Here is a 25,140-nt window from a genome sequence, read left to right as displayed (position 1 = left end):
GCCATGCTGAAGCTGCATGAAAGATCCGGGGACGACACCGTGGCGCTGATGGCCGATATCGGGCGGCGCGCCCGCGCTGCCGCCCGACCGCTGGCCATCGCCACCGCCGGCGCCAAGAACGCCGCGCTTGGCGCCATGGCCGACGCGATCATTTCCCGCGAGCGGGACATTCTCGACGCCAACGCCATCGATGTCTCGAATGGCCACGAATCCGGACTTTCCGGCTCTTTCATGGATCGGCTGAAGCTCGATCCGGCACGCATCCGCGCCATGGCGGACGGTATTCGCGAAATCGCTGCCCTGCCCGATCCGGTCGGTGATGTCATCGCCGCGTGGGAGCGGCCGAACGGTCTGCGCATAGAGCGCGTACGTACGCCGCTCGGTGTCGTCGGCGTCATCTATGAAAGCCGGCCGAACGTGACGGCGGATGCCGGCGCTCTCTGCCTCAAGGCCGGCAATCCGGTCATCTTGCGCGGCGGCTCGGATTCACTCAATTCCTCCTCGGCGATCCATGCCTGCCTGGTCGAGGGACTGAAGGCGGCCGGTCTGCCCGGGGATGCCATCCAGCTGGTGCCGACCACCGACCGCGCCGCGGTCGGCGAGATGCTCAAGGGGCTTGGCGGCAATCTCGACGTCATCATTCCGCGCGGCGGCAAAAGCCTGGTCGGGCGGGTGCAGAGCGAGGCGCGGGTGCCGGTCTTCGCCCATCTCGAAGGCATCTGCCATCTCTATATCGACCGCTCCGCCGAGCTCGACATGGCGGTGCGGATCGCCGTCAACGCCAAGATGCGGCGCACCGGCGTCTGCGGTGCCGCCGAAACGCTGCTGGTCGACCGTGCTGTCGCGGCCACCCATCTGGTGCCGATCCTCGACGCGCTGCGCGCCGCCGGCTGCGAGATCCATGCCGATCAAGAAGTGATGAAAATGTTCTTCGACGCCAAGCCGGCGACCGACGCCGACTGGGTGACCGAATATCTCGATGCGATCATCGCGGTGAAGCTGGTCGACGGGATCGCTGGTGCGATCGATCACATCGAAACCTTCTCCTCGCATCATACCGAGGCGATCGTCGCCGAGGACGCGAAGGCGGTCGAACGGTTCTTCAACGAGATCGATTCGGCGATCCTGCTGCACAACGCCTCGACGCAGTTCGCCGATGGCGGCGAGTTCGGCATGGGCGCCGAGATCGGCATCGCCACCGGCAAGATGCACGCGCGCGGGCCGGTCGGCGTCGAGCAGTTGACCTCGTTCAAATATCGCGTGCGCGGGTCGGGACAGGTGAGGCCTTGAAGCTTTTGATCGCCAGAGCCTGAAGCGATGCTGGCCTCTTCCGAACCGGCGACACCCTCCAGCTATCTGAAGATGCCGCATGCCGAGAAGGGGCTGGCCGTCGGACTGTTCGGCGGTTCGTTCAACCCGCCGCATGCCGGCCACGCGCTGGTCGCCGAAATCGCTTTGCGGCGTCTGGCGCTGGACCAGCTTTGGTGGATGGTGACCCCAGGCAATCCGCTGAAGAGCACGCGCGAACTGGCGCCGCTGGGCGAGCGCATCGCGCTTTCCGAGAAGATCGCCAAGAACCCGAAGATCAAGGTCACCGCCTTCGAGGCGGCACACAATGTGCGCTACACCGCCGACACGCTGGCGCTGGTCAAGGCACGCAATCCCGGCGTCGACTTCGTCTGGATCATGGGCGCCGATTCCCTGCGGGATTTCCATCGCTGGCAGCGCTGGCGCGAGATCGTCATGACCTTTCCGATCGCGGTCATCGACCGACCCGGCGCGACACTGTCCTTTCTATCGTCGGTTGTCGCCAAGACCTTCGATTACGCCCGCATCGACGAAGGCGACGCGCCAAGGCTTGCGCGGATGAAGGCGCCGGCCTGGACCTTCATCCACGGTCCGCGTTCCTCGCTGTCGTCGAGCGCGATCCGGAAAATGGCGAAGGGTTGAGCGTCTCGTCCATCCGGCCATGTCGTTTTTACAGCGGCGTCCGCCCGACCCATGGGCGATGCTGACCAGCCATGGCGATTCACAAGAAAACCCATCCCACGATCGATCCCGACCAGGGCAGCACGCCTGCGCCGCTGATCGCGATTGCCAGTGTCATCGTGTCGATGGCGCTGATTGCCATCGGCAACGGGCTGATGTTCGCCTATATCCCCGTCCGGCTCGGCGTCGAAGGGTTCGATCCGGTCTGGGCAGGGCTGATCGTCACCGGCCTGTCGGCCGGCGGCCTCGCCGGCTGTATCCTGACCGGTCCGCTGGTGCGCCGGGTCGGCCACGCCCGCGCCTTCATGGTGCTGTCGGCGCTGATCGCGCTGTCCAATGCCGCCATCGGCGCTGGACCGCACCCGCTGCTGTGGATCGTGGCGCGCGCGCTTTACGGCTTTGCCATATGCGGCCTGTTCATCGTCGCGCAGAGCTGGCTCAACGACGCGCTGCCGAACGCCGTACGCGGCCGGGTGATGGCCGTGTTCTACGTCGCCTACATTGCCGGTCTTGGCGTTGGTTATGCGACGCTTGCCGTGATCGACATCCACACGGCGGCCGCCTCACTGATCGGCATCGCCTTTACCGCTCTGTCGATCCTGCCCGTCGGCATGACACGCCTTGCCCAGCCGCCGGCGCCGCAGGCGGCTTCGGTGGCGCTGCGCCAAGCCTGGCGGATTTCGCCGGTCGGCGTCGCCGGCATGCTGGCGGTCGGCGGCCTGTCGATGATCATTTCCGGCTTCGCCCCCATCCACGCCACGGCCAAGGGCTACAGCCAAGCCGATGTTGCGCTGCTGCTGTCGGCAATGCCGGTCGGCACGCTGATCCTGCAGATACCGCTCGGCTGGCTCTCCGACCGTACTGATCGGCGCTACGTGCTTGCCGGCGCCGCGGCGCTGGCGGTCGTTGCCAGCGTGCTCGCCATCGCCTTCGACGGCGGTGCGCTGATGGTGCTGGTGGTGATCTATCTGATCTGGGACGGGGCGGCGGAATCGATCTACGCGCTCTCCAGCGCGCATGCCGCCGACCGCGCCAGGAAGGATGAACTGCTGGCGCTGTCGAGCTCGATGCTGTTTGCCTGGTCGCTCGCCGGCTTCATCGTGCCGGGCATCGTCACGGCGCTTTCCGCCGTCTTCGGCACGGCAACCTTCATCTATGTCGGCATCGTCATCGCCTCGGTATTCTGCCTTTTCGTGCTGTGGCGGGTGATCGCGGCGGGCCGCGTCCCGGCGGCCGCCACGGGCAGTTTCGCGCCGATGTCGGCGCAAGCACCCTTGCCGGTCGAACTCGCCTTCGCGCCGGACGAAGTGGTCCGCCACAGGGGCGACTGATTACTGCTTGCGGGCCTCGGGTGGCGATGCTTCCGGAGGCGGCTGCGGGATCGAGATGCCTTCGCTGTCGAAGACCTGCTTGGCGCGTTTCGTCATGTCGATCTGGGTGGCGAAATGGTCCGCCGCCGCGGTCCAGTAGCGCAAGGTGAGCGAAACGGTCGTATCGCCGAGCCCGGCCACGAAGGCGATCGGCGCCGGTTCGCGGCGGATGCGCTTCTCGGCACCGGCAATGGCAAGCAATGTCTTCTGGGCGCCGTCTATGTCGTTCCAGGAGCCGATGCTGAGCGTGATGTCGGTGCGGCGCACGCCGTTGCGGGTGAAATTGCGCACCGGCTGGTTCCACAGCGTCGAATTCGGCGCCAATATGTAGATGCCGTCGGCGGTCCTGAGCTTGGTGGCGAAAAGGCCGATTTCCTCGACCGAGCCGGCAATGGAACCGACCTCGACCGATTCGCCAATGCGGAATGGCCGCAACGCGAGCAGCATGATGCCGGCGGCGATGTTCTGCAGCGTGCCTTGCAGGGCGAGACCGATGGCGAGGCCGATGGCGCCGATCGCGGCGATGATCGATGCAGTCTGCACGCCGAACTGGCCGAGCACCATGATGACGACGAGGATCAGAATGGCGTAGCGCGCGATCTTTGAAAAGAAATGCCGCAGCGTCGCGTCGAAACCATGGATATGGCCGAGGCCAGCCGAGATCGAGCGCTCGGCAAGGTTGGCAACGATGTAGCCGACCACCAGGAGGATGACGGCGCCGATGGCGGAAAAGGAATAGGAGACGATCAGCGTACTCAGCTGCGCGAGGCCGGTCTGGACGGTGAGAAGGGTGTTTTGCGGGTCGATCGGCATGGCGGGATTCCGGTTGGTCGGTCAGCCGGTAACCGCTGTAGAAGGCCTGGGTTCCGATGTTTTTGCGTCACCTGTGGAACAACATTCCACTCGGCGAGTTCGCGTCCATCGGGGCTCCGTCTTGAAACTGCAACGGAACTCTGCCTATCTAAGTGGTGTCACCTGCTTTAAGGGGTGATTTGGTTGTTCTTGCTGCGAAAGGAAATACACTGAGAACAGCACTGCGGAAGAAGGCCGACATCGTGCCTTCGCCGGCCAGGATCAGCGTAGACGACGCCGTGTCCCGTGCCATCAAGACAGTCCTTGCCAGTCTGGAAGACTCCAAGGCCGAAAACATTGTCTCAATCGACATTCAGGGAAAATCGAGCCTCGGCGACTACATGGTCGTTGCGTCGGGCCGATCGCACCGTCATGTCGCGGCTGTCGCCGACCATCTCCTCAAGGCGCTCAAGGATGCCGGTCTCGGCACCGCGCGCGTCGAGGGACTGTCAGGCGCCGACTGGGTCCTGATCGATTCTGGCGATATCATCGTCCATGTCTTCCGCCCCGAAGTCCGCGAATTCTACAATCTCGAAAAGATGTGGCAGGCGCCGGATCTCGAGGAAGAGACCCTCCACTAAGCCCTTCGCGGGGCTTATAGAGGCGGGATGAAGATTTCAGTTCATGCCGTGGGCCGCATGAAAGCCGGCCCCGAGCGGGAGTTGGCCGACCGCTATTTCGAGCGGTTCGCCAAGAGCGGCCCCGGCGTGGGGCTCGAATTCGCCGGGATCACCGAGATCGTCGAGGGCCGCGCGCAGAGCGCCACCGAGCGCCAGCGCGACGAGGGTTCGCGGCTGCAGGCACAGCTGCAGCCAGGCACGGCCCTCATCCTGCTCGACGAGCGAGGCAAGAGCCTGTCTTCACAGGATTTCGCCGGCCGTCTGGGACAGTTGCGCGACGGCGGACGCAAGGCGCTGGTCCTCGCCATTGGTGGCGCCGACGGCCACGATCCGTCGCTGCGCGGCCAGGCCGAGCTGGTGATGTCGTTCGGGGCGCTCACCTGGCCGCATCAGCTGGTGCGGGTGATGCTGGGTGAACAACTCTACAGGGTGGCGACGATCCTGTCGGGTCATCCCTACCACAGGTCCTGAAAGCCGCCGGATCGCACCGAATTTGGCCCCAAATGCCGCGCAAGATTCGACGTGGGCCTGTTTTTCCGTTGCATTGCGTTATTGCGAACCCTTTGGGCGACAGGCGCTAACATGGTTGATGATTCGTTAACGAAGGCGCGGATAGAATCGATCGCGAATGTCTGAAGGCTGGAAATCGACGACGGGCCCATCGACGGGAGGCTCCTGGCGCATGCGCTGCGGTGTCGCGGCGGTGGCGGCGCTTCTGTCGTTGCATGCGGTGCGGGCCGAAAACACGCTCGACATGGCGCCCGATCCGGACCAGAGCCGTGCCGAATACGAGCAGGTTTCGAAGGAAATAACGCTGTCGTCCGAACGGCTGGCCAAGCTCGCCGCCGATATCGCAACGGTCAAGAAGGACCACGCCTCGATCACCGCGGCACTCATCCAGTCGGCGATGACCGAGCAGAAGCTCGGCCAGGACATCGAGGACATCGGCGCCAAGCTGGAAGGGCTGAAGGGCCAGCAACAGAAGATCCGTACTTCGCTGGCGGCGCGGCGCGACGTGCTGGCCGAAGTGCTGGGCGCCCTGCAGCGCATGGGGCTCAACCCGCCCCCGGCGATCCTGGTCAAGCCGGAAGATGCGCTGTCGTCGGTGCGCAGCGCCATCCTGCTCGGCGCCGTGGTGCCGGAACTGCGCCAGCAGACCGACAGCCTGCTGGCCGATCTCAAGGAGCAGACCCGGGTGACGGCTTCGATCGAAGCCGAACGGGCGCGGCTGACGGCGGCGGTCGGCGATCAGACGGCGGAAAAGAAGCGGCTCGGCATGCTGCTCGAAGCCAAGCAGAAGCTCGAGACCGACACCAAGGCGCAGATGGCGGCCGAACAGCAGCGTTCCGAGCAATTGGCGGCCAGAGCCAGCAGCCTGAAGGATCTGATCGCCTCGCTCGAAGCGCAGGCGGACAAGAACCGCAAGGCCGCGGACGCCGCAAAGGCAGCCGCCGCTGGCCAGGCCGGCGGCACCGACCCCGGTGGCGACCAGACGGCATCGCTGCCGGTCCCCGAAGGCAACAGGTTGACCGCCGCGGCGCCTTTCTCGGCGCTGCAAGGGCAGGTCGCCCTGCCGGTCACCGGCCGCATCAAACTCAGGTTTGGCGCCGACGACGGTAACGGCGCCTTGATGCTTGGGGACATGGTTGCGACACAATCGGGAGCCATCGTTACCGCGCCGGCGGATGGGAATGTGCTTTATGCGGGGCCGTTTCGCTCCTACGGTCAACTCTTGATCCTCAATGCCGGCGACGGTTATCATGTCGTCTTGGCTGGGATGAGCAGAATCAGCGTCGCGACTGGCCAGTCGGTGCTTGCAGGAGAGCCGGTCGGCGCGATGGGAGAAGCCCGGGTGGCAAGCACCTCGGTTTCGAAGAATGGAAATGCCACGCCGGAGCTCTATGTCGAGTTCCGCAAGGATGGAAAACCCGTCGATCCGGCCCCATGGTGGGCGGACCGTTTTTCTGGAAGGACGTGAAATGATGCGGAAACTGTCGCTTCTGTTTGCCGGTGCGCTGATGGGCGCGTCCGCCATGAGCCTTGTCTATGGCGCACCCGGCTCGGCGGCGAACGCTGCGGGATCGGAGACCTACAAGCAACTGGCGATCTTCGGCGACATCTTCGAGCGGGTGCGGGCGCAGTATGTGACCCCGCCCGACGACAAGTCGCTGGTCGAGAACGCCATTAACGGCATGCTTTCCTCGCTCGACCCGCACTCCTCCTACATGAACGCCGAACAGGCGCAGGACATGCGCGTGCAGACCAAGGGCGAGTTCGGCGGGCTCGGCATCGAGGTCACCATGGAGAACGACCTGGTCAAGGTGATCACGCCGATCGACGACACGCCGGCCGCCAAGGCTGGCGTGCTGGCCGGCGACTATATCGCCAAGATCGACGGCGAGGAGGTTCGCGGCCTGACGCTCAACGACGCGGTCGACAAGATGCGAGGCCTGGTCAACACGCCGATCAAGCTGACCATCCTGCGCCAGGGCGCCGACAAGCCGATCGAGCTGACTGTGGTGCGCGACATCATCAAGGTCAAGGCGGTCAAGTTCCGGGTCGAGAACGATATCGGCTACATGAAGATCACCTCCTTTACCGAAAAGACCTATGACGACCTCGAGAACGCTATCGAGACCATCAAGAAGCAGGTGCCGGACGACAAGCTGAAGGGCTATGTGCTCGACCTGCGCCTCAATCCGGGTGGCCTGCTCGACCAGGCGGTGAGCGTGTCGGACGCCTTCCTCAAGCGCGGCGAGATCGTCTCGACGCGCGGACGCGATCCAAAGGACGTCACCCGCTTCGACGCCAAGCCCAAGCAGACCGACGATATCAACGGCAAGCCGATGATCGTGCTCGTCAATGGCGGCTCGGCCAGCGCTTCGGAAATCGTCGCCGGCGCGCTGCAGGACCTGCGCCGCGTCACGGTGGTCGGCACGCAGTCCTTCGGCAAGGGCTCGGTCCAGACCATCATCCCGCTCGGCGAGAATGGCGCGCTCAGGCTGACGACGGCGCTCTATTACACGCCATCGGGCAAATCGATCCAGGGCAAGGGCATCACGCCCGACATCAAGGTCGACCAGCCCCTGCCGCCCGAACTGCAGGGCAGGGACCTGACGCGCGGCGAATCCGATCTCAAGGGCCATATCAAGGGCGCCGACGAGAGCAAGACCGGCTCGGGTTCCGCGGCCTATGTGCCGCCGGATCCGAAGGACGACCTGCAGCTCATCTATGCCGAGCAGCTGCTGCGCGGCCAGAAGACCGATCCGGCCTTCCCGCCCAATCCGGAAAAGGCCGTGCTCAACCAGTAAGGCAACCGGTCTGGCCGGTTGAACGAAGCAATGCGATGCTGCCGGGACCGAAAGGTTCCGGCAGTTTGATTCGGGGGGCAGGACCAGGCCTCCAGATATGGCGCCCAGGCGCCAGGATTGATGAATTCGTGCATGTGTTGCCGAAGGAGGTCGCCTTCGGAACCTTGCATCGGGGACAGGGCTTGGCTGATATCGGCAAGGACATCGAACGCCCGCTTGGACAGGCCGTCCGAGCGCCTCGCGGCGCCGGCAAGATCAGCGTCGGTGTGATCGCGGCGAGCGCGATCGTGCTTGCCGTGGTCGGCGTCTCGGCCGCGATCGCGTTCAGGGAAAAGCCGTTTCGAAAGCCGCAGGAAGTCGCCGTCTCGACGCCGAAAGTGACTGCGGCGGCCGAGCCCGCCGCGTCGCCTCCCGCATTGGCCCCGGCGGCGACGCCAAAGGTGGAGATGCCGGCCAAGACGGGCGGTCCGCAGATCATTCATGTGCAGACCGAAGAAGGCGATGGCCCGCCAAAGGCGGCAATCGTCATTCGCGATCCATCGACCGTCGGCCAGAACCTCAAGATCGCGCATATTCCCGACAAGGCGCTGATCGAAACCAGTGAAACCGGGCCCTTGCCGATGCGCTCCGCCGACGGAAGGCGACCGTTCGACGTCTATGCGCGGCCATGGTCCGGCACGCGTGGCGCGCGTGTGGCGATCATCATCGGCGGGCTCGCGGTTTCACAGACTGGTACCCAGGCGGCGATCGCCAAGCTGCCGGCGGAAGTGACGCTGGCCTTCGCGCCACAGGGCAACAGCATCGGCCGCTGGATGCAGGCTGCAAGGCAGAGCGGCCACGAAATCGTCATGCAGGTGCCGCTCGAGCCGTTCGACTATCCCAAAGTCAACCCCGGCCGCAACACGCTGACGGTGGCGGCGAGCGCGGAAGAAAACCTGAAGAATCTGCACTGGGCGCTGTCGCGGACGACGAACTATACCGGTGTCATGAACTATATGGGCGCGCGGTTTTCCGCCGACTCCGCGGCGATGGAGCCGTTCATGGCCGAACTTGGCAAAAGGGGCCTCGCCTATATCGACGACGGCTCGTCGGCGCGCAGCTTGGCTCCGGACATGGCGCTGAGGAATGGCGTCCCTTTCGTCGCCGGCGACACGGCGATCGATGCGGTGCAGGATCGCGGCGCCATCCTGAAGAAGCTCGACAGTCTCGAAGCGACCGCGCGTGCCAAAGGCACGGCCGTCGGCATCGGCTCGGCTTTCGACCTGACGGTCGACACGGTCTCGTCATGGGTGGCCGAGGCCAAGAAGCGCGGCATCGAGATCGTGCCGATTTCAGCGGTGGCCGTCGATCCGTAAAAGGGTTAGCCAAGGCCTTCGGAAGGCGACTGGAGAGACTGAGTGATGCCGCAGACGAAAAAAGTCGACCGCGAAACGCTGCCCTACCGACCCTGTGTCGGGCTGATGATCCTCAATGGCGAGGGGCTGGTCTGGGTCGGGCATCGCATTGCCGAACCCGACAGCGAGTTCGCCGGCACGACGCAGCTCTGGCAGATGCCGCAAGGCGGCATCGACAAGGGCGAGGAGCCGTTGCAGGCCGCCGAGCGCGAGCTCTACGAGGAGACCGGCATGCGCAGCGTCTCGCTGTTGGCAGAAGCGCCGGACTGGATCAACTATGACCTGCCGGACCATCTGGTCGGTATCGCCTTCAAGGGGCGGTATCGCGGCCAGACGCAGAAATGGTACGCCTTCCGCTTCCATGGCGATGCCAGCGAGATCCAGATCAATCCGCCGCCGGGCGGCCACACAGCCGAATTCGACAAATGGTCATGGCGGCCGATGCAAGACCTGCCCGACCTGATCGTGCCGTTCAAGCGCAAGGTCTATGAAGAGGTGGTGGGGGCGTTCCGTCACCTTGTGCCATAGCTGGACGGGCTCCGGCCGCGGTTCAAACGCCCGCGGTTGCCGCGCCGGTTCGACCGCCTTATTGATTTGATGTCTGTCCGTCACAAGAAGGGCCGCCATGTACGACGCCCCCAAAAGATCACTGTCCGAGGAAGCCGACGCCCCGAGCGAGGCTGCTGCCGGGGCCATCCTCACCATCGATCTTGGCGCGATCCGTGAAAATTACCGGCGACTGAAGGCGCGGCTGGGCGGCGTGCGCTGCGCGGGCGTGGTCAAGGCCGACGGCTACGGTCTGGGTGCGAGCCAAGTGGCATCGACGCTGATGAAAGAAGGCTGCGACATCTTCTTCGTCGCTCTGCTGGCCGAAGGAATCGCGCTCCGCAAGGCGATCGGGGCAGGACCCGAGATCTATGTGCTGAACGGTCTGCCGCCAGGCTCCGAGGGGGAAGCGGTCGCGTCTGGTCTCTGCGCGGTCATCAACAGTGGCGCACAGTTGAGAGCCTGGCGCGCGGCGGCACATCGCGTTGGCCAAAGACTTCCGGCCGCGATCCAGGTCGACAGCGGCATGTCGCGACTTGGCATGGCGCCGCCCGAAGTCGAAGCCATGGCCGGCGACACCGCCGCGTTCGATGGCATCGCCATCAGGTATGTAATGAGCCACCTGGCCTGCGCCGACGAGCCGCACCATCCCGCCAACGAACAGCAGCGGCGGGCCTTCGAGCGGTTGCGTGCCATGCTGCCCGGGGCGCCCGCCTCGCTCGCCAATTCCTCCGGCATCTTTCTGGGACCGTCCTACCATTATGATCTCGCCCGCCCTGGCGCCGCGCTCTACGGCATCAATCCGACGCCTGCCGAACCCAACCCGATGCTGCCCGTGGTGCGGCTGCAGGCCAAGGTGGCGCAGACGCGCGGCGTCGAAAAGGGCACCGGCATCGGCTATGGCCACACCTACCACGCGGAAGGGCCGCTCAGCCTGGCGACGATCTCGTTCGGCTACGCGGATGGCTGGCTGCGCCGGTCCGCGTCGGCCGCCTGGTTCGAGGGCGCGCGCCTGCCCTTCCTCGGACGCGTGTCGATGGATTCGATCATTCTCGACATCTCGGCCTTGCCGCCCGGCAGGCTCCGCGAAGGGGATCTCGTCGAACTGCTCGGCCCTTCACAGAGCGTCGACGATGCCGCCGGCCATGCCGGCACGATCGGCTACGAAATCCTGGCCAGCTTCGGAACGCGGTTTCACCGGCGCTATGTTGGCGGCTGAGCGGTTTGGCCGCGCTTGACAAGCGGACGCCTGTCGGCAAGGTTCGGCGCATGAGCAACCTCGCTTATAGCACAACCTTGTTCAGGGTCTGCCCGATCGCGGGATCGTAGCCCCGGCGCGGCCGCCTTCTGGCGTCCGTCCGTACCGGGGCATCCATACATCCACAAGCGCAAGCCGAACAGCCCTTCGCGGCTGCCGGCCTTTCATCACGCCGCCGCCAGTGCGGCGGCAGGCGCGCATCCGTTCGATGCGCCGATCCCATGAGGTTTGCCATGCAACATGCAAAAGAACTGCGTCCAAACAGCCATATTCTGATCAGCGAAGCCGACCATGACAGGCTGACCGGCCTGGCGAGGGCGTTGCTCGATCGCGCGCCCGAGACGGCCGAGGAGCTGCTTTCGGAAATGGACCGGGCCGTCGTCACGAACGCGGCGGCGATGCCGGCCGGTGTGGTGCGAATGGGCTCGACGGTTATGGTGCGCGGCGAAAGCGGGGACACCCAGCGCATCATGCTGGTCTACCCGGGCGAGGCCGACATAGCCGAGAACCGGATCTCGGTGCTGACGCCGATGGGAACCGCGCTCATCGGCGCGAGCGTTGGGCAGGCGGTTTGCTGGAACGGTCGTGGTGGTCGGGAACTGTCCGTGACCGTCGAAGCCGTCGATACGCCGGCTTCCGGCCCGCAACGAGCTTGATGGCGGAGGCGGTGATGACGAGCACGAATTGCTGCCTGACGACGAAGGACTTTGCCGTTCTCGAAGTCATGCTGGAGCGCCGGCGGGCATTCGCGGATCCGATCGTGCGCATGCTCGAACACAAGCTTTCACGCGCCGATGTCGTGCCGATCGATTCGGTCGGCCCCGACATCGTCACGCTGAACAGCAGGGTAGTGTTCGGCGTCGATACCGGTCCCGCGGAGACGCGAACCCTGGTGCAGCACGAGGTGCGCGGGCCGGTCGGCTCCAGCCTGTCGGTCGCAACGAGGCGCGGGCTCTGCATGCTTGGCATGGCGCAAGGCCAGACTGCAATGGTCGAACACGCCGACGGCCGGCGGGAGTCGATCCTGATCCGGGCCGTGCTTTACCAGCCGGAGGCTGCCCGGCGCACGGTCAGGCAGAAACACCAGGCTGACGCGCAGCGACCGCACGGGCTCAGGCTCGTCTACAGTGCCGCAGCCGATTGGAGGCCTCTTGGCGAGACGGCCGGAATGCGGCAGACAGAAGACGACGACCCCGGTCCCTCGGCGGCGTGAATGGGCAACAGCGCGTGGTCTCGAAGATCGGCATCGATTTTCGCTCGGGATCATGCGCAAATCGAAAAATACGGCTGCGTCCACGGGCGTCCTGAGGACGCTCGGCGCGGCAAGGAGTGAATGATGAAAATCATGGTGCTGGGCAGTGGCGTGATCGGGGTGACCACGGCCTACTATCTCGCCGAGGCCGGCCACGAGGTGACGGTGATCGACCGCCAGAAAGGGCCGGGGCTGGAAACCAGCTTTGCCAATGCCGGCGAGATTTCGCCCGGCTATGCCTCGCCCTGGGCCGGCCCCGGCATCCCGCTCAAGGCGATCAAGTGGCTCTTGATGAAGCATGGTCCGCTGGTGGTGCGGCCGGCCTTCGATCCGCACATGTGGACGTGGCTGGTCAAGATGCTGCGCAACTGCACCGCCGAGCGCTACGCGATCAACAAATCGCGCATGGTGCCGCTGGCGGAATACAGCCGCGACACGCTGAAGGCGCTGCGCGAGGCGACCGGCATCGCCTATGACGAGCGGACGCAGGGCACGCTGCAGCTGTTCCGGACGCAAAAGCAGCTCGACGGCACCGGAGGCGATGTCGAGGTGCTGAAGAAATATGGCGTGCCCTATGAGGTCCTTGATCCCAACGGCTGCATCGCGGCGGAACCGGCGCTGGCGGGGGTGCGTGAAAAATTCGTCGGCGGCCTGAGACTGCCGGGCGACGAGACCGGCGACTGCAAGATGTTCACCGACAGGCTGGCCGAGCTCTGCGTGGCGCGCGGCGTCAAGTTCGAATACGACACGACGATATGGCGCGTCATCCGCAGCCGCAACCGCGTCAACAATATGAGCACCAGCAAGGGCTGGCTGACCGCCGACGCCTATGTGATGGCGCTGGGCAGCTATTCGGCTGGCTTCATGCGCCGGATGAAGCGACCGATCCCGGTCTATCCGGTCAAGGGCTATTCGATCACGGTGCCGATCAAGGACGCCGCCGCCGCGCCCGTGTCGACCGTGATGGACGAAACCTACAAGGTCGCGATCACCCGGCTCGGCGACCGCATTCGCGTCGGCGGCACGGCCGAGATTTCCGGCTTCGACCTCAGGCTGCATGAATCGCGCCGGCGCACGCTCGAACACTCGGTCGGCGACCTGTTTCCGGGAGCCGGCGCGATGCGCGATGCGACGTTCTGGTGCGGGCTGCGGCCGATGACGCCTGACGGACCGCCGTTGATCGGCCGCACGGAGCTGTCCAACCTCTATCTCAACACCGGCCATGGCACGCTCGGCTGGACCATGGCCTGCGGCTCGGCCAAGGTTCTGGCCGACATCATCTCCAACCGGGTGCCCGATATCGACGTGCGTGCCTTGGCCCAGGAGCGTTACCTGAAATAGCCGCCGCGCGTCTCGCGCTTTATTCTTTGCTTATGTCGTTGCCCCGGAACCGGGGCGATATCAGAACGCCTGCCTGACCCACGCCTCGTCGAACAGCAGCCGGTAGGCCCACGGGATCGTCACATTGGTGGCGACCGGGTTCGAGTGGACGAGGTAGTCGTCATAGACCGGCTTCATCCTGGCGTAGAAGGCGGGGTCGAGCACCATCATGCCGTTCTCCGAATCGTGGAAGAAGCTGCGGTTGTTGAGGTTGACCGAGGAGATGGCAACCAGCCTTTCATCGATCATCATGATTTTGGAATGCAGCACCACGTCAGGCGCCTTGAACTCGCGGATATCGATACGGTCGCCATATTTCTCGACGAACAGCTTGTTGAGCGCGGTGAGAAACCTGCCCCCGATATCGCCCTTGAGGTCGATGCGGCCGACAACGTCGATCCTGACGCCGCGGGCGAGCGCCCGGTCAAAAGCCTTGGCGAGGCTCGGCGTCAGATTGAGGTAGGGGTTGACGATCTGGATATGGTGCCGGGCGGCATCGACCAGTTCGACGAAATAGGCCTCCAGCGCATGGTCATCCTCATAGGGCATCGAGATGAAATGCCGGGCATTGCCCCGGGGGCCATCTCCGCGGACCGGGATGGAGAAGGGGCGCGCCAGGTTGGTGTCGGCGTCGCGCAGCCATATCGTCGACAGCTGCGCGGCGAGCGTCTCGACCGTCGCCCGGTCGGCGAACTCGATGTCGAAGTCGCTCCAGTTCGAGTAGTAATTCAGCGAAAACCCGTCGGTCTTGCCGTATTGCTCGAGGTCCGGATAGCGCGACAGATCGATCGGCTGGTGGAACAGGAAACCGTCATGGATGTTGCGGCCGCCGATGATGACGCGCGAGCGCGCGGGGTCCTGCGCCAGCGTGGCCAGCATCTTGACATGATGGACCTTGTGCAGTTGTGAAATCTGCTCGTCGATCGGCGCGCCGTGGTCCGCCCGCCAGCGATATTCCTGCAGCTCCACATTGGGGAATTCGGCGGCCAGCCGGTGCAGCATGGCGTCGTCCTTTTCGCGCTCCAGCACGTCGGTGACTATGATGCGCACCTTGGCGCCAAGCGCTGCATGATGGCGGATCAGCCGTTCGATGACGCGCCCGGAAAAGTCGGCCTTGAATTCCAGCGAGGACAGATAGATCAGCTTCAGCCTTGGCGCCTTCGAGAAATCGAGCGGCAGTTCCGGATCGCCCCTGTCTATTGCCGCATCGGGCAGCGGCGCGCCCATCAGCGCCTCGACCTTGGCGTTGAAGCCGTCGCGCGACTTGCGCAGCAGCCTGGGCTCGCCGATCGGCATGGCGCAGGTCTGCGACAGCCAGCGGCTGGCATAGAAGGCGCGCTCGAGCGCATCGAGGCCGGCACCGCCGGGGACTGGGCAGCGCTGGTAGCGGCTGTCCAAGCTGGCAAGCGCCGGATCCGCGGTTTCTTCGCGCCGGATGGTGAGCGGTGTACCGGTGGGCGCAAGGCTGGAGCGGATCCTCGCCGTGCACCGGTTTAGGCCGTCGCCCGGGAACAGGCTGACCGTGTCGTCCTCGCCGGAGAGGTGAAAGCGGAATGCCGCGCCGGCGGCGATGGTGCGTGAGGCTCCGCCAGCGCGGAGCGCCAACGCGCCGTCGCAATTGCCTTCGATGTCGGCCGGCTGTTTGCCCGCCTGTCGCACGACGATCTCGGTGCTGCGTGCCTGCAAGCCGGAGAAATCGAAAATCCTGGGGGCCGAGGGCCGCGCCGCCGCATCGATATAGAGCGTCTGCCGCGACACCCGCCAGCGGCCGTCGAAATGACCGTCGCCGCTGCCCCCACCGACCGGCGGCAGATGAGCGTTGGCGACTGGTCCGGCCAGGTGCTGGAGCGTCGAATAGGTCGCCTGGAAATCGCGGTTCTGGACATCGAGGCGGTTGCGCCCGAAGGGGCCGGTGCCGTTGGCACGGTCCATGGCGCCGAGCTGGTTGTGGGCGAGCAGTGCCAGGAACCGTCTTTCATAGTCGCTGCCGCCGTCATTGCCGAAGAACTGCTCAGCCGCGACCCGCGACCCGGGCGTGCCAGCCGACAGCGAGGGCCGTGCGCAAGCCTCCTGCCCGGCCGATAGTTCGCAGGCATTGCGGCCCGCACCGCAGCCGGCAAGGGCGGCCAGCCCGAACAGGGCGAGGATGGCCGTGCGGATGTTCACCCCGTCGCCCCGGCCTTCATGACGCTCAACTGCGCCGGGTCGCGGGGCGGCATGAAACCTTGCGGGAAAACCTTGCAGACAGGGATGGCGAAGGTGGCGATTAGCAGGTCCGCCTCGCCGCGCATCTTGCGGGGCGCCGTCATGTCATCGCGGATCGCCCTCGCCGAGGCGACAAGGGCGCCGTCGCAGTCGCAATGGTTGCGGCGGGCGATGTAGCAGGCATCATGGGTTCGGCAAACGGCGTCGAGGCGATCGACAGGCCGGGCCGACAGATCGCCGGTGCGGGTGCCGGGACCGCAGTAATTGCCGATGACGAAAGGCGAGGGACGCGCCATGGCGTAGCGGATCGGTTTCGGCAATTCGGCTTCCGGAACTTTTGTCCATGGGTTGGCGCATGCGGAGACGATCAGCAGCGGCAGGATGGCAAGAACGGCTCGCATGTCTATCCGCGCCAGCTTTATGAAAGATTTCCCCACCCGAGCTGTCCCATGGCCGGCGACCGCACGCCTGATGCCACACTGGTCGGTTTTGTGGCAAGGAAAAGGCGCCGTGCGTGATCCAGGCCCCGCGTTATTGTGATGTCGGCACCCTGCCTTAAGGGCGCGAAACCCGCAGGCATCTGGGCGAAATCAGGTAAACAACCCCCGCTCCCGTTCCACCGCCTTGGTGATGAAGGAGGCAACGATCTGGACGCGGCGCAGCGGTCTCACCGATTCGTGATAGACCAGCCAGTAGGCGCGGCGGATGGGCGCGACCACATCGACGGCGACCAACTCCGGCATCGAGCGGGCGACGAAGGTGTGCAGGATGCCGATGCCGGCGCTCGAGCGCACCGCTTCGGCCTGACCAAGTGCGGAGGAGATGGCAAAGCTGGTCCGCCAATCGGCGCTGAATTCGGCGGCGTAGTCGAGCGACGGGCTGACGATCAGGTCAGGCACATAGCCGATGAGGGTGTGCTGGCCAAGTTCGGCGGCGGTTTTGGGCAGGCCATGCGCGTCGACATAGCCGCGGGAGGCAAACAGCCCGAGCGAGTAGTCGACCAGTTTTCCCGCCACCAGCCGGCCTTCGGTCGGCCGCTCGACGGTTATGGCAATGTCGGCCTCGCGTCGCGACAGGGAGAAGGAGCGCGGCACCGGGACGAGCTGGATGGTGAGTTCGCGGTGCTGGGCGGTGAGTTCGCCCAGCCGCTTGGCCAGGAAAGCGACGCCGAAGCCGTCAGGCGCGCCGATGCGCACGGTTCCGGACACGTCGTCGCCTTCGCCCGATATGGTCGAGCGGGCGGCGATCATGTCGCCCTCCATGCGCTCGGCGATGTCGAGGAAGCGCTCGCCGGCCGGGGTCAGTTCGCTGCCGGTGGTCAGCCGGCGGAAGAGTTTCGTGCGTAACGCGTCTTCAAGGGCCGCGATGCGGCGCGAGACCGTGGCGTGGTTCAGCTCCAACCGCCTGGCGGCGCCAAGGATCTGGCCGGCCCGCGCCACGGCGAGAAAGATGCGGACGTCATCCCAGTTCATGGCGTTCCCCTGATGGAGATCTCGGGCGAGTATTTGCGAGAATTGATGCTCACGCGTCAATCGATATCTATTTTATGCACAACGGTTGCGTTCTCCCTCGCGTTGCCATCGGCCGGCCAAAGGCGGACAATGCGACATCACAACCCAGGGAGAGAAATCATGATCGACTACGGTCATTTCATCGGCGGCAAGCGTGTCGCCGGCACCAGCGGCCGCAAGCAGGACGTCATGCAGCCGATGGACGGCACGGTGCGCGGCACGGTGGCGCTGGCCTCGCAGGCGGAATTGCGCGCGGCGGTCGAGAACGCCAAGGCCGCACAGCCCAAATGGGCCGCGACCAATCCGCAGCGCCGCGTGCGCGTGCTGATGAAGTTCCTCGAACTGGTCGCCCGCGACTATGACGAACTGGCCGAGATCCTTGCGCGCGAACATGGCAAGACCATCGCCGACGCCAAGGGCGACATCCAGCGCGGCCTGGAAGTGGTCGAGGTCTGCATCGGCGCTCCGCACATGATGAAGGGCGAGTTCACCGACGGTGCAGGCCCCGGCATCGATGTCTATTCGATGCGCCAGCCGCTCGGCGTCGTCGCCGGCATCACGCCGTTTAATTTCCCGGCGATGATCCCGCTGTGGAAGATCGCGCCGGCGATCGCCTGCGGCAACGCCTTCATCCTGAAGCCTTCGGAGCGTGATCCGGGTGTGCCGATGCGCATTGCCGAACTGTTCATCGAGGCCGGTCTGCCGGCCGGCATCCTCAATGTCGTCAACGGCGACAAGGATGTCGTCGACGCCATCCTCGACGATCCCGACATCAAGGCCATCGGTTTTGTCGGCTCGACGCCGATCGCGCACTACATCTATTCGCGCGGCACGGCGGCCGGCAAGCGCGTGCAGTGCTTCGGCGGCGCCAAGAACCACATGATCATCATGCCCGACGCCGACATGGACCAGACCGTCGACGCACTGATCGGCGCCGGCTACGGCTCGGCCGGCGAGCGCTGCATGGCTATCTCGGTGGCCGTTCCGGTCGGCAACGACACCGCCAACCGGCTGATGGAAAAGCTGATCCCGCGCGTCGAAAGCCTGAAGGTCGGTCCCTCGACGGATTCGGCAGCGGATTTCGGCCCGCTGGTTACCGCTCAGGCGCTGGAGCGCGTCAAGGGTTACGTCGACACCGGTGTCAAGGAAGGCGCCAAGCTTGTCGTCGACGGCCGCGGCTTCAAGATGCAGGGCTATGAGAACGGCTACTATATGGGTGGTTGCCTTTTCGACAATGTCACGGCCGATATGCGCATCTACAAGGAAGAGATCTTTGGGCCGGTGCTCTCGGTGGTGCGCGCGCCGACCTATGAGAACGCCATCAAACTCGCCAACGATCATGAGATGGGCAATGGCGTCGCCATCTTCACCCGCGATGGCGACGCCGCGCGCGACTTCGCCAGCCGTGTCCAGGTCGGCATGGTCGGCGTCAACGTACCGATCCCGGTGCCGATCGCCTATTACACTTTCGGCGGCTGGAAGGCGTCTTCCTTCGGCGACCTCAACCAGCATGGCCCGGACGCGTTCCGCTTCTACACCAAGACCAAGACGGTTACCTCGCGCTGGCCGTCCGGCATCAAGGACGGCGCTGAGTTCGTTATCCCGACGATGAATTGACCGGACGCTTTTTTATCTGGTCTTCCTCGCTGCAGGGCGGATGAGAAGATCGATTGAACCTGAGGCCTAAGTCCCCGGACTTAGGCCTTTTGTTTTTGCAAACGCTAATGTGATGGAACCGGTGGGGGATTGCGCGACTTAGGGCTGCAATCCTGCCGTGGAGGAGGCGCGGCAGACAACCAGGGCGCCGACGGCGGGCCGGTGGCATTGCATCGTCCGGCGCAAGGAGGTGTCAAATGACACGACGTCTTACGGCGACAATGTTCGTTGCGGCGATGGCGATGTGCTCGTGCGCTGCTCAGGCAAATGCAGCTGGGCAATGCGCGCCACGCGCCGATATCGTGAAGGCGCTCGGCGAGAACTTCCACGAAAGCGAAGCCGGGCGCGGCCTGATCAACCCCAATGTGGTCCTCGAGGTCTTCGTTTCGGAACAAGGCAGCTGGACGGTCTTGGCTTCCGATACGAAAGGCCAGAGTTGTATCCTGTCGGTTGGCGAAGGCTGGGACAGCCCGACACTCAAGGCGGCCTTGCCGGGCGCCTGAGCGATTTGCCTTCGCGCTCTTGCAACTAGCGCGTGGCGGCGACCTCGGCATGGCCACGCAGCAGTGCCATCAGTTTCTTGGCGTCCTTGGCGGCGCCTTCCTCATCGCCGTCCAGGATCGAGCGGATCAATGCAACATGGTGCTCGGCGGACTCCGCCAGCCCGGTGTCGGCCTTGTAGCGGAACCAGAAGCGGCGGCTGTGGGTCTGCAGGGGGGCGGCCAGCCGGGCGGCGAACGGGTTGTCGGCGGCCAGCGCCAGCGCCTCGTCGAGCGCCTTGTCGGCCTGGATGAAGGCGAGCACATTGCCTGATATCACTGCTTTCTGCATGGCGAGCGCCGCCTCGTGGAACAGGTCGGCGGCCTCGCGGGTGACGAAGCGTGCGGCCGAACGGGCGAGCACCACCTCGACGCCGCGCCTTGCGTCGAGCACACGCAGCCAGTCGCCGGGGTGCAGTGGCGCGATCGCGATGCCGGCGCGGGGCCTGACGTCTAGCAATCCCTCCCAGGCCAGCCGCTGGATCGCCTCGCGTACCGGCGTGCGGCCGAGCGCCAGCCGCTCGATCAGGGACCCCTCGGTGACAAAACTCGCCGGGGCCAGTTCGAGCGTGACGATCATGTTTTCGAGGACGCGATAGGCCTTGGCCGCCGCGGGCTCCGACACGATGCTTGCTTCCATGGATATCAAAGGCTCTCTCCTGATATATCTAGAATATATCATAACAGATTCCGCATTGACAGCAGCTTTCCTAACAGATATACGGCTGATATATCAGATGGAGAGATAGCTATGTGGACCGGAGTTTTCCCCGCCGTCACGACCAAATTCACCGCCGACGACCGGCTCGATCACGCCGAGATGGAGCGCTGCTTCGGCCTGCAAATGGATGCCGGCTGCGATGGCATCATCGTCTGCGGCTCGCTGGGCGAGGGGCCGATGCTGTCGCTTGACGAGAAGATCGAGGTGCTGAAGACCGCGCAGAAGATCGCTGGCAAGAAGCCGGTGCTGCTGACGGTCAACGAGGCCGGCACCCGCGAGGCCGCCAGTATCGCCAAGCGCGCCGCCGACGAAGGCGCCGATGGCCTGATGGTGGTGCCGAGCCCGATCTACCACACCAACGCGGAAGAGACGGTGGCGGCGCTGCGCGCGGTGGCGGAAGCCGGCGACTTGCCGGTCATGATCTATTCCAACCGACTCGCCTACCGCGTCGATGTAAGCGTCGACCAAATGGAGGAGCTGGCGTCGGACAAGCGCTTCGTCGCCATCAAGGAATCCTCTGACGACATCCGCCGCTCGACCGAGATCATCAACCGCCTGGGCAGCCGCTACGACCTGTTCACCGGCGTTGACAATCTGGCCTTCGAGGCGCTGTCCGTGGGTGCCATCGGCTGGGTGGCCGGTCTGGTCACCGCTTTCCCGCGCGAGACCGTCGCCATCTACCAGCTGATGAAGCAGGGGCGCCGCGAAGAGGCGCTCGCCATCTACCGCTGGTTCCGGCCGCTGCTCGACCTCGATGTCTCGACCTATCTGGTGCAGAACATCAAGCTTGCCGAAGTGTTCGCAATCAACACCAATGACCGCGTGCGCATGCCGCGCATGCCGCTGTCGGGCGAACGCCGCAAGGCTGTCGAGAAGATCATCAAGGATGCGCTGGCGGCGCGGCCGACACTGCCGCAGTTCTAAAGAGGGTGGCGACAGCCAGATGAGAGGCAGCGCCCAGGTGCAAGGAAAGTCCAAATCGACAGATAAGGGGCGGCGCTCCTCATCCGCCCTGCGGGCACCTTCTCCCCGTGAACGGGGAGAAGGGAGAGACATCGCCATCGTCGGTGGCGGCATCATCGGCATTTGCGCGGCTGCCTTCCTTGCCGAGGCGGGACTGGACGTCACGCTCTTCGACCGCACGGGCATCTGCGAGGAGACGAGCTCCGGCAACGCGGCCGCCTTTGCCTTCTCCGACGTGCTGCCGCTGGCGCACAAGGGCATGATCCGGCAGCTGCCAAAATGGCTCGCCGATCCACTCGGCCCGCTCAGCATTCCGCCCGCCTACCTGCCGAAGCTGCTGCCCTGGCTGATCCGGTTCTGGCGCGCCGGCGCGCCTGGAAAATATGAGGCGAGCCTGACGGCGCAGGCCGGCATGATGAAGCTTGCCGAGGCCGAATGGATGGATCTGCTCGATCGTTCCGGCACCCGGCCGATGCTGCGCGAGGACGGTTCGCTCGAACTCTACGAAGGCGAGGCCGAGTTCCGCGCCTCGCTGTCGGGCTGGGCGGCGCGCGAGCGCTTCGGCATCGGCTTCCGCCATGTCGAGGGCGAGAACCTAACGGACCTGCAGCCGGGGCTGTCACCGCGCTTCGTCAAAGGCACTTTCGTGCCTGGATGGAAGACCGTCGCCGATCCAAAACTGCTCGGCAAGGCGGTGTGGGCGTACGCGCAGTCCAAGGGCGCCCGCTTCGAGATGGCCCGCATCGACCGCGTCGCGGCGGATCAGGATGGTGCGACACTGACGTTGGCCGACGGCACGACGAGGCAAGCCAGTCACATAGTCATTGCCGCGGGCGCCTGGTCGCATCTGCTGGCGCGGCAACTCGGCGATCGCATTCCGCTGGAGACCGAACGCGGCTACAACACGACGCTGCCGACGAGCGCCTTCGACGTGAGGCGACAGTTGACCTTTTCCGGCCATGGCTTCGTCATCACCCCGCTCGAAACCGGCCTGCGTGTCGGCGGTGCCGTGGAACTCGGCGGCATCGAGCGGCCGCCCAATTTCAACAGGTCGAAAGCGCTCTTGCGGAAGGCGCGGGAATTCCTGCCGGGGCTCGATCCCTCGGGCGGGCGCGAATGGATGGGGTTCCGGCCCTCCCTGCCGGATTCGGTGCCCGTCATCGGCAAGGCGGCGCGAAGCCAGTCCGTGATCTACGCCTTCGGCCACGGCCATCTCGGCCTGACGCAGGCCGCGGCAACCGGGCGGTTGATCAGGGAATTCGTTCTGGGGCAGACTTCATCCGTTGATCTGGCCCCCTTCAGTCCACAACGGTTTTGATCTCGAGGAGCGACATGGCCAAGAAATCCTTCTTCTGCATCGACGGCCACACTTGCGGCAACCCGGTGCGGCTGGTCGCCGGCGGCGGGCCGCTGCTGCAGGGCTCGACGATGATGGAGCGGCGGGCGCATTTCCTAGCCGAATACGACTGGGTCCGCACCGGCCTGATGTTCGAACCGCGCGGCCATGACGTGATGTCCGGCTCGATCCTCTACCCGCCGACCCGCGAGGATTGCGATATCGCCATCCTGTTCATCGAGACGTCGGGCTGCCTGCCGATGTGCGGCCACGGCACCATCGGCACGGTGACGATGGCGATCGAGCATGGGCTGATCAAGCCGAAGACGCCAGGTGTTCTGCGGCTCGACACGCCCGCCGGCCTGGTCATCGCGGAATACAAGCAGGTCGGCGAGTATGTCGAGGAGGTGCGCATCACCAACGTGCCGTCCTTCCTTTATGCCGAAGGGTTGAAGGTTGAATGTCCGGGGCTCGGCGAGATCACCGTCGATGTCGCCTATGGCGGCAATTTCTACGCCATCGTGGAGCCGCAGGCGAACTATCGCGATATGGCCGACTATTCCGCCGGCGACCTCATCGCCTGGAGCCCGGTGGTGCGGCAGCGGCTCAACGAGAAGTATTCCTTCGTGCATCCGGAGAATCCCGGGATCACCGGGTTGTCGCACATGCTGTGGACCGGCAAGCCGACGGTCGAGGGAGCCGATGCCCGCAATGCCGTCTTCTACGGCGACAAGGCGATCGACCGCTCGCCCTGCGGCACCGGCACCTCGGCACGCATGGCGCAACTCCATGCCAAGGGCAAGCTCAAGGCGGGGGATGCGTTCGTCCATGAATCGATCATCGGCTCGCTGTTCAAGGGCAAGGTTGAAAAGGACGTCACCGTCGCCGGCAAGCCGGCCATCATCCCTTCGATCGGCGGCTGGGCCCGCATGACTGGACTGAACACGATCTTCATCGACGACCGCGATCCGTTCGCGCACGGTTTCGTGGTCAAGTAGGAGAATCCTGACCCTGCGGAAAGGAGTGTGACGAAAAAACGAACCGTGTCAGGAACGCAACGATTCCCCTCATCACCTAATTTTGACGGTGATTTCTTCGAAACGGAACGCATGATGCGGCTCAATCGTCAAAGACATTGCGTTATGCCAATGATAGGGTCCGCGATAGTCCAGGGGCTGGGTGCGAAAAACGGGCGATCGGGAAGACGTGACTTGCAAACACGCGGAGCGGTCAAAAAAATCACGTTGCAATCCGGGCTCGAAACTTTACGACTAGGGGAAATACGAAAAGGAATGCGTCTGCATGGGCGACATTCCAGGGGAGCCATGTACACATGCAGTACTTTGTCCAGCAGCTTATCAATGGGCTGACGCTGGGATCGATCTATGGGCTGATCGCGATCGGCTACACGATGGTCTACGGCATCATCGGCATGATCAATTTCGCCCATGGCGACATCTTCATGGTGGGCGCTTTCACGGCGCTGATCGTCTTCCTCATCCTCGGCGCGCTGTTTTATTCGGTGCCCGTGGTCATCGCGCTGCTGGTCATGATGATCGTGGCGATGCTGCTCACCAGCCTCTACAACTGGACGATCGAGAAAGTGGCCTACCGGCCGCTGCGCGGTTCGTTCCGGCTGGCGCCGCTGATCACCGCCATCGGCATGTCGATCGCGCTGTCGAACTTCGTCCAGGTGACGCAAGGCCCGCGCAACAAGCCGATCCCGCCGATGGTCAGCCAAGTTTACAACATCAACGGCGTCAGCGTTTCGCTGAAGCAGATCATCATCGTCATCGTCACCGCTTTGCTGTTGGCGCTGTTCTGGTACCTGGTCAACAAGACCTCGCTTGGCCGGGCGCAACGCGCTTGCGAGCAGGACCGCAAGATGGCCGCCCTGCTGGGCATCGACGTCGACCGCACCATCTCGATCACCTTCATCATGGGCGCCGCTCTTGCCGCCGTCGCCGGCACGCTGTTCCTGATGTACTACGGCGTCATCGCCTTCTCGGACGGCTTTACCCCCGGGGTCAAAGCATTCACGGCGGCGGTTCTTGGCGGCATCGGTTCATTGCCAGGTGCGGTGCTGGGCGGCCTCCTGATCGGCTTCATCGAGAGCATGTGGTCGGCCTATTTCTCGATCGATTACAAGGACGTCGCCGCGTTCTCGATCCTGGCAATCGTGCTGATCTTCCTGCCTTCCGGCATATTGGGCCGGCCAGAAGTCGAAAAGGTCTGAG

24 protein-coding genes are annotated in these 25,140 nt (G+C 64.6%); 19 read left to right on the top strand and 5 right to left on the bottom strand.

Translation table 11 applies throughout. The annotated features are described in order from the left end of the window. Nucleotides 1-3 precede the first annotated feature (3 nt). From LB557_RS13910 to LB557_RS13900, 3 genes are all read left to right on the top strand, one after another. Nucleotides 4-1,290: a glutamate-5-semialdehyde dehydrogenase gene (locus LB557_RS13910; RefSeq protein WP_224642132.1), complete on the top strand. Its 1,287-nt coding sequence runs from the start codon at nucleotides 4-6 to the stop codon at nucleotides 1,288-1,290. Nucleotides 1,291-1,362: 72 nt separating this feature from the next. Next, entirely contained in the window at nucleotides 1,363-1,950 is a 588-nt protein-coding gene (locus LB557_RS13905; RefSeq protein ID WP_411909941.1) for a nicotinate-nucleotide adenylyltransferase, read from the top strand. Between the two features lie 71 nt (nucleotides 1,951-2,021). Next, nucleotides 2,022-3,320 (top strand): MFS transporter, encoded by a 1,299-nt coding sequence (locus tag LB557_RS13900; protein WP_015315196.1) that lies wholly within the window; start codon nucleotides 2,022-2,024, stop codon nucleotides 3,318-3,320. Here LB557_RS13900 and LB557_RS13895 read toward each other — a convergent pair whose 3' ends face one another. Next, nucleotides 3,321-4,172, bottom strand: coding sequence for a mechanosensitive ion channel family protein (locus LB557_RS13895; RefSeq protein WP_224642134.1), 852 nt, complete (start codon nucleotides 4,170-4,172; stop codon nucleotides 3,321-3,323). It abuts the gene before it with no gap. 242 nt (nucleotides 4,173-4,414) lie between these two features. Between LB557_RS13895 and rsfS the strand changes: the two genes are divergently transcribed. From rsfS to LB557_RS13845, 10 genes are all read left to right on the top strand, one after another. Then, nucleotides 4,415-4,792: a ribosome silencing factor gene (gene rsfS / locus LB557_RS13890; protein ID WP_015315198.1), complete on the top strand. Its 378-nt coding sequence runs from the start codon at nucleotides 4,415-4,417 to the stop codon at nucleotides 4,790-4,792. Between the two features lie 27 nt (nucleotides 4,793-4,819). Then, nucleotides 4,820-5,302 (top strand): 23S rRNA (pseudouridine(1915)-N(3))-methyltransferase RlmH, encoded by a 483-nt coding sequence (gene rlmH / locus LB557_RS13885; protein ID WP_224642137.1) that lies wholly within the window; start codon nucleotides 4,820-4,822, stop codon nucleotides 5,300-5,302. Nucleotides 5,303-5,459: 157 nt separating this feature from the next. Further along, nucleotides 5,460-6,809: a murein hydrolase activator EnvC family protein gene (locus LB557_RS13880; protein ID WP_224642139.1), complete on the top strand. Its 1,350-nt coding sequence runs from the start codon at nucleotides 5,460-5,462 to the stop codon at nucleotides 6,807-6,809. Between the two features lies 1 nt (nucleotide 6,810). Next, complete coding sequence (locus tag LB557_RS13875; protein ID WP_015315201.1) at nucleotides 6,811-8,142, top strand: S41 family peptidase; 1,332 nt, start codon at nucleotides 6,811-6,813, stop codon at nucleotides 8,140-8,142. A 182-nt stretch (nucleotides 8,143-8,324) separates the two neighbouring features. Then, a complete protein-coding gene (locus LB557_RS13870) occupies nucleotides 8,325-9,497 on the top strand; it encodes a divergent polysaccharide deacetylase family protein (protein ID WP_224642141.1) in 1,173 nt (390 codons plus the stop codon). Between the two features lie 45 nt (nucleotides 9,498-9,542). Further along, complete coding sequence (locus LB557_RS13865; protein WP_140662582.1) at nucleotides 9,543-10,064, top strand: RNA pyrophosphohydrolase; 522 nt, start codon at nucleotides 9,543-9,545, stop codon at nucleotides 10,062-10,064. 97 nt (nucleotides 10,065-10,161) lie between these two features. Continuing rightward, the gene (gene alr, locus LB557_RS13860) at nucleotides 10,162-11,301 is read left to right on the top strand and encodes an alanine racemase (RefSeq protein WP_140662584.1); all 1,140 of its coding nucleotides are present in this window, start codon (nucleotides 10,162-10,164) and stop codon (nucleotides 11,299-11,301) included. Between the two features lie 272 nt (nucleotides 11,302-11,573). Next, a complete protein-coding gene (rnk, locus tag LB557_RS13855; protein WP_140662585.1) occupies nucleotides 11,574-11,996 on the top strand; it encodes a nucleoside diphosphate kinase regulator in 423 nt (140 codons plus the stop codon). Nucleotides 11,997-12,010: 14 nt separating this feature from the next. Beyond that, nucleotides 12,011-12,553, top strand: coding sequence for a nucleoside-diphosphate kinase (locus tag LB557_RS13850; protein ID WP_140790032.1), 543 nt, complete (start codon nucleotides 12,011-12,013; stop codon nucleotides 12,551-12,553). A 123-nt stretch (nucleotides 12,554-12,676) separates the two neighbouring features. Next, nucleotides 12,677-13,933 carry a D-amino acid dehydrogenase gene (locus tag LB557_RS13845; RefSeq protein ID WP_140662589.1) on the top strand — a complete coding sequence of 419 codons (1,257 nt, stop codon included), beginning with the start codon at nucleotides 12,677-12,679 and terminating at the stop codon, nucleotides 13,931-13,933. Nucleotides 13,934-13,993: 60 nt separating this feature from the next. Here the strand turns inward: LB557_RS13845 and LB557_RS13840 are convergent, their stop codons facing one another. The 3 genes from LB557_RS13840 to LB557_RS13830 form a co-directional block, all read right to left on the bottom strand. Beyond that, on the bottom strand, nucleotides 13,994-16,138 hold the full coding sequence (locus LB557_RS13840) for a phospholipase D-like domain-containing protein (protein ID WP_140662591.1): 2,145 nt from the start codon (nucleotides 16,136-16,138) through the stop codon (nucleotides 13,994-13,996). After that, a complete protein-coding gene (locus LB557_RS13835; protein ID WP_140662592.1) occupies nucleotides 16,135-16,578 on the bottom strand; it encodes a hypothetical protein in 444 nt (147 codons plus the stop codon). Before LB557_RS13835 ends, LB557_RS13840 begins: the two co-directional genes overlap by 4 nt. A gap of 189 nt (nucleotides 16,579-16,767) precedes the next feature. Continuing rightward, nucleotides 16,768-17,649: a LysR family transcriptional regulator gene (locus tag LB557_RS13830; protein WP_140662594.1), complete on the bottom strand. Its 882-nt coding sequence runs from the start codon at nucleotides 17,647-17,649 to the stop codon at nucleotides 16,768-16,770. Between the two features lie 159 nt (nucleotides 17,650-17,808). On the opposite strand from LB557_RS13830, the gene LB557_RS13825 reads away from it, so the two are divergent. Both LB557_RS13825 and LB557_RS13820 read left to right on the top strand, forming a co-directional pair. Then, a complete protein-coding gene (locus LB557_RS13825) occupies nucleotides 17,809-19,305 on the top strand; it encodes a CoA-acylating methylmalonate-semialdehyde dehydrogenase (protein WP_015315211.1) in 1,497 nt (498 codons plus the stop codon). Nucleotides 19,306-19,541: 236 nt separating this feature from the next. Beyond that, nucleotides 19,542-19,847: a hypothetical protein gene (locus LB557_RS13820; RefSeq protein ID WP_015315212.1), complete on the top strand. Its 306-nt coding sequence runs from the start codon at nucleotides 19,542-19,544 to the stop codon at nucleotides 19,845-19,847. Between the two features lie 25 nt (nucleotides 19,848-19,872). Here the strand turns inward: LB557_RS13820 and LB557_RS13815 are convergent, their stop codons facing one another. After that, nucleotides 19,873-20,565: a GntR family transcriptional regulator gene (locus LB557_RS13815; RefSeq protein ID WP_224642143.1), complete on the bottom strand. Its 693-nt coding sequence runs from the start codon at nucleotides 20,563-20,565 to the stop codon at nucleotides 19,873-19,875. Between the two features lie 69 nt (nucleotides 20,566-20,634). Between LB557_RS13815 and LB557_RS13810 the strand changes: the two genes are divergently transcribed. From LB557_RS13810 to LB557_RS13795, 4 genes are all read left to right on the top strand, one after another. Then, entirely contained in the window at nucleotides 20,635-21,528 is an 894-nt protein-coding gene (locus LB557_RS13810; protein ID WP_224642145.1) for a dihydrodipicolinate synthase family protein, read from the top strand. Between the two features lie 19 nt (nucleotides 21,529-21,547). Then, nucleotides 21,548-22,885: an NAD(P)/FAD-dependent oxidoreductase gene (locus tag LB557_RS13805; protein WP_224642147.1), complete on the top strand. Its 1,338-nt coding sequence runs from the start codon at nucleotides 21,548-21,550 to the stop codon at nucleotides 22,883-22,885. A 14-nt stretch (nucleotides 22,886-22,899) separates the two neighbouring features. Next, entirely contained in the window at nucleotides 22,900-23,901 is a 1,002-nt protein-coding gene (locus tag LB557_RS13800; RefSeq protein ID WP_224642148.1) for a 4-hydroxyproline epimerase, read from the top strand. Nucleotides 23,902-24,236: 335 nt separating this feature from the next. Beyond that, nucleotides 24,237-25,139, top strand: a complete 903-nt coding sequence (locus tag LB557_RS13795; protein WP_015315217.1) for a branched-chain amino acid ABC transporter permease — start codon at nucleotides 24,237-24,239, stop codon at nucleotides 25,137-25,139. Nucleotide 25,140: the final 1 nt, after the last annotated feature.

The organism is Mesorhizobium sp. BR115XR7A (assembly GCF_020165315.1).
In the GTDB taxonomy this organism is placed as follows: Bacteria; Pseudomonadota; Alphaproteobacteria; order Rhizobiales; family Rhizobiaceae; genus Mesorhizobium; species Mesorhizobium australicum.
Note: the sequence above shows the minus strand (reverse complement) of the source record. Positions and strands in the feature narration are given on the sequence as shown.

What these genes read in the sequence shown, in the direction of transcription:
- LB557_RS13910 (WP_224642132.1), top strand. Translation starts at nt 4, where the DNA reads ATGCTGAAGCTGCATGAAAGATCCGGGGACGACACCGTGGCGCTGATG.
- LB557_RS13905 (WP_411909941.1), top strand. Translation starts at nt 1,363, where the DNA reads ATGCCGCATGCCGAGAAGGGGCTGGCCGTCGGACTGTTCGGCGGTTCG.
- LB557_RS13900 (WP_015315196.1), top strand. Translation starts at nt 2,022, where the DNA reads ATGGCGATTCACAAGAAAACCCATCCCACGATCGATCCCGACCAGGGC.
- LB557_RS13895 (WP_224642134.1), bottom strand. Translation starts at nt 4,172, where the DNA reads ATGCCGATCGACCCGCAAAACACCCTTCTCACCGTCCAGACCGGCCTC.
- rlmH (WP_224642137.1), top strand. Translation starts at nt 4,820, where the DNA reads ATGAAGATTTCAGTTCATGCCGTGGGCCGCATGAAAGCCGGCCCCGAG.
- LB557_RS13880 (WP_224642139.1), top strand. Translation starts at nt 5,460, where the DNA reads ATGTCTGAAGGCTGGAAATCGACGACGGGCCCATCGACGGGAGGCTCC.
- LB557_RS13875 (WP_015315201.1), top strand. Translation starts at nt 6,811, where the DNA reads ATGATGCGGAAACTGTCGCTTCTGTTTGCCGGTGCGCTGATGGGCGCG.
- LB557_RS13865 (WP_140662582.1), top strand. Translation starts at nt 9,543, where the DNA reads ATGCCGCAGACGAAAAAAGTCGACCGCGAAACGCTGCCCTACCGACCC.
- alr (WP_140662584.1), top strand. Translation starts at nt 10,162, where the DNA reads ATGTACGACGCCCCCAAAAGATCACTGTCCGAGGAAGCCGACGCCCCG.
- rnk (WP_140662585.1), top strand. Translation starts at nt 11,574, where the DNA reads ATGCAACATGCAAAAGAACTGCGTCCAAACAGCCATATTCTGATCAGC.
- LB557_RS13850 (WP_140790032.1), top strand. Translation starts at nt 12,011, where the DNA reads ATGACGAGCACGAATTGCTGCCTGACGACGAAGGACTTTGCCGTTCTC.
- LB557_RS13845 (WP_140662589.1), top strand. Translation starts at nt 12,677, where the DNA reads ATGAAAATCATGGTGCTGGGCAGTGGCGTGATCGGGGTGACCACGGCC.
- LB557_RS13835 (WP_140662592.1), bottom strand. Translation starts at nt 16,578, where the DNA reads ATGCGAGCCGTTCTTGCCATCCTGCCGCTGCTGATCGTCTCCGCATGC.
- LB557_RS13830 (WP_140662594.1), bottom strand. Translation starts at nt 17,649, where the DNA reads ATGAACTGGGATGACGTCCGCATCTTTCTCGCCGTGGCGCGGGCCGGC.
- LB557_RS13825 (WP_015315211.1), top strand. Translation starts at nt 17,809, where the DNA reads ATGATCGACTACGGTCATTTCATCGGCGGCAAGCGTGTCGCCGGCACC.
- LB557_RS13820 (WP_015315212.1), top strand. Translation starts at nt 19,542, where the DNA reads ATGACACGACGTCTTACGGCGACAATGTTCGTTGCGGCGATGGCGATG.
- LB557_RS13815 (WP_224642143.1), bottom strand. Translation starts at nt 20,565, where the DNA reads ATGATATATTCTAGATATATCAGGAGAGAGCCTTTGATATCCATGGAA.
- LB557_RS13810 (WP_224642145.1), top strand. Translation starts at nt 20,635, where the DNA reads ATGTGGACCGGAGTTTTCCCCGCCGTCACGACCAAATTCACCGCCGAC.
- LB557_RS13805 (WP_224642147.1), top strand. Translation starts at nt 21,548, where the DNA reads ATGAGAGGCAGCGCCCAGGTGCAAGGAAAGTCCAAATCGACAGATAAG.
- LB557_RS13800 (WP_224642148.1), top strand. Translation starts at nt 22,900, where the DNA reads ATGGCCAAGAAATCCTTCTTCTGCATCGACGGCCACACTTGCGGCAAC.
- LB557_RS13795 (WP_015315217.1), top strand. Translation starts at nt 24,237, where the DNA reads ATGCAGTACTTTGTCCAGCAGCTTATCAATGGGCTGACGCTGGGATCG.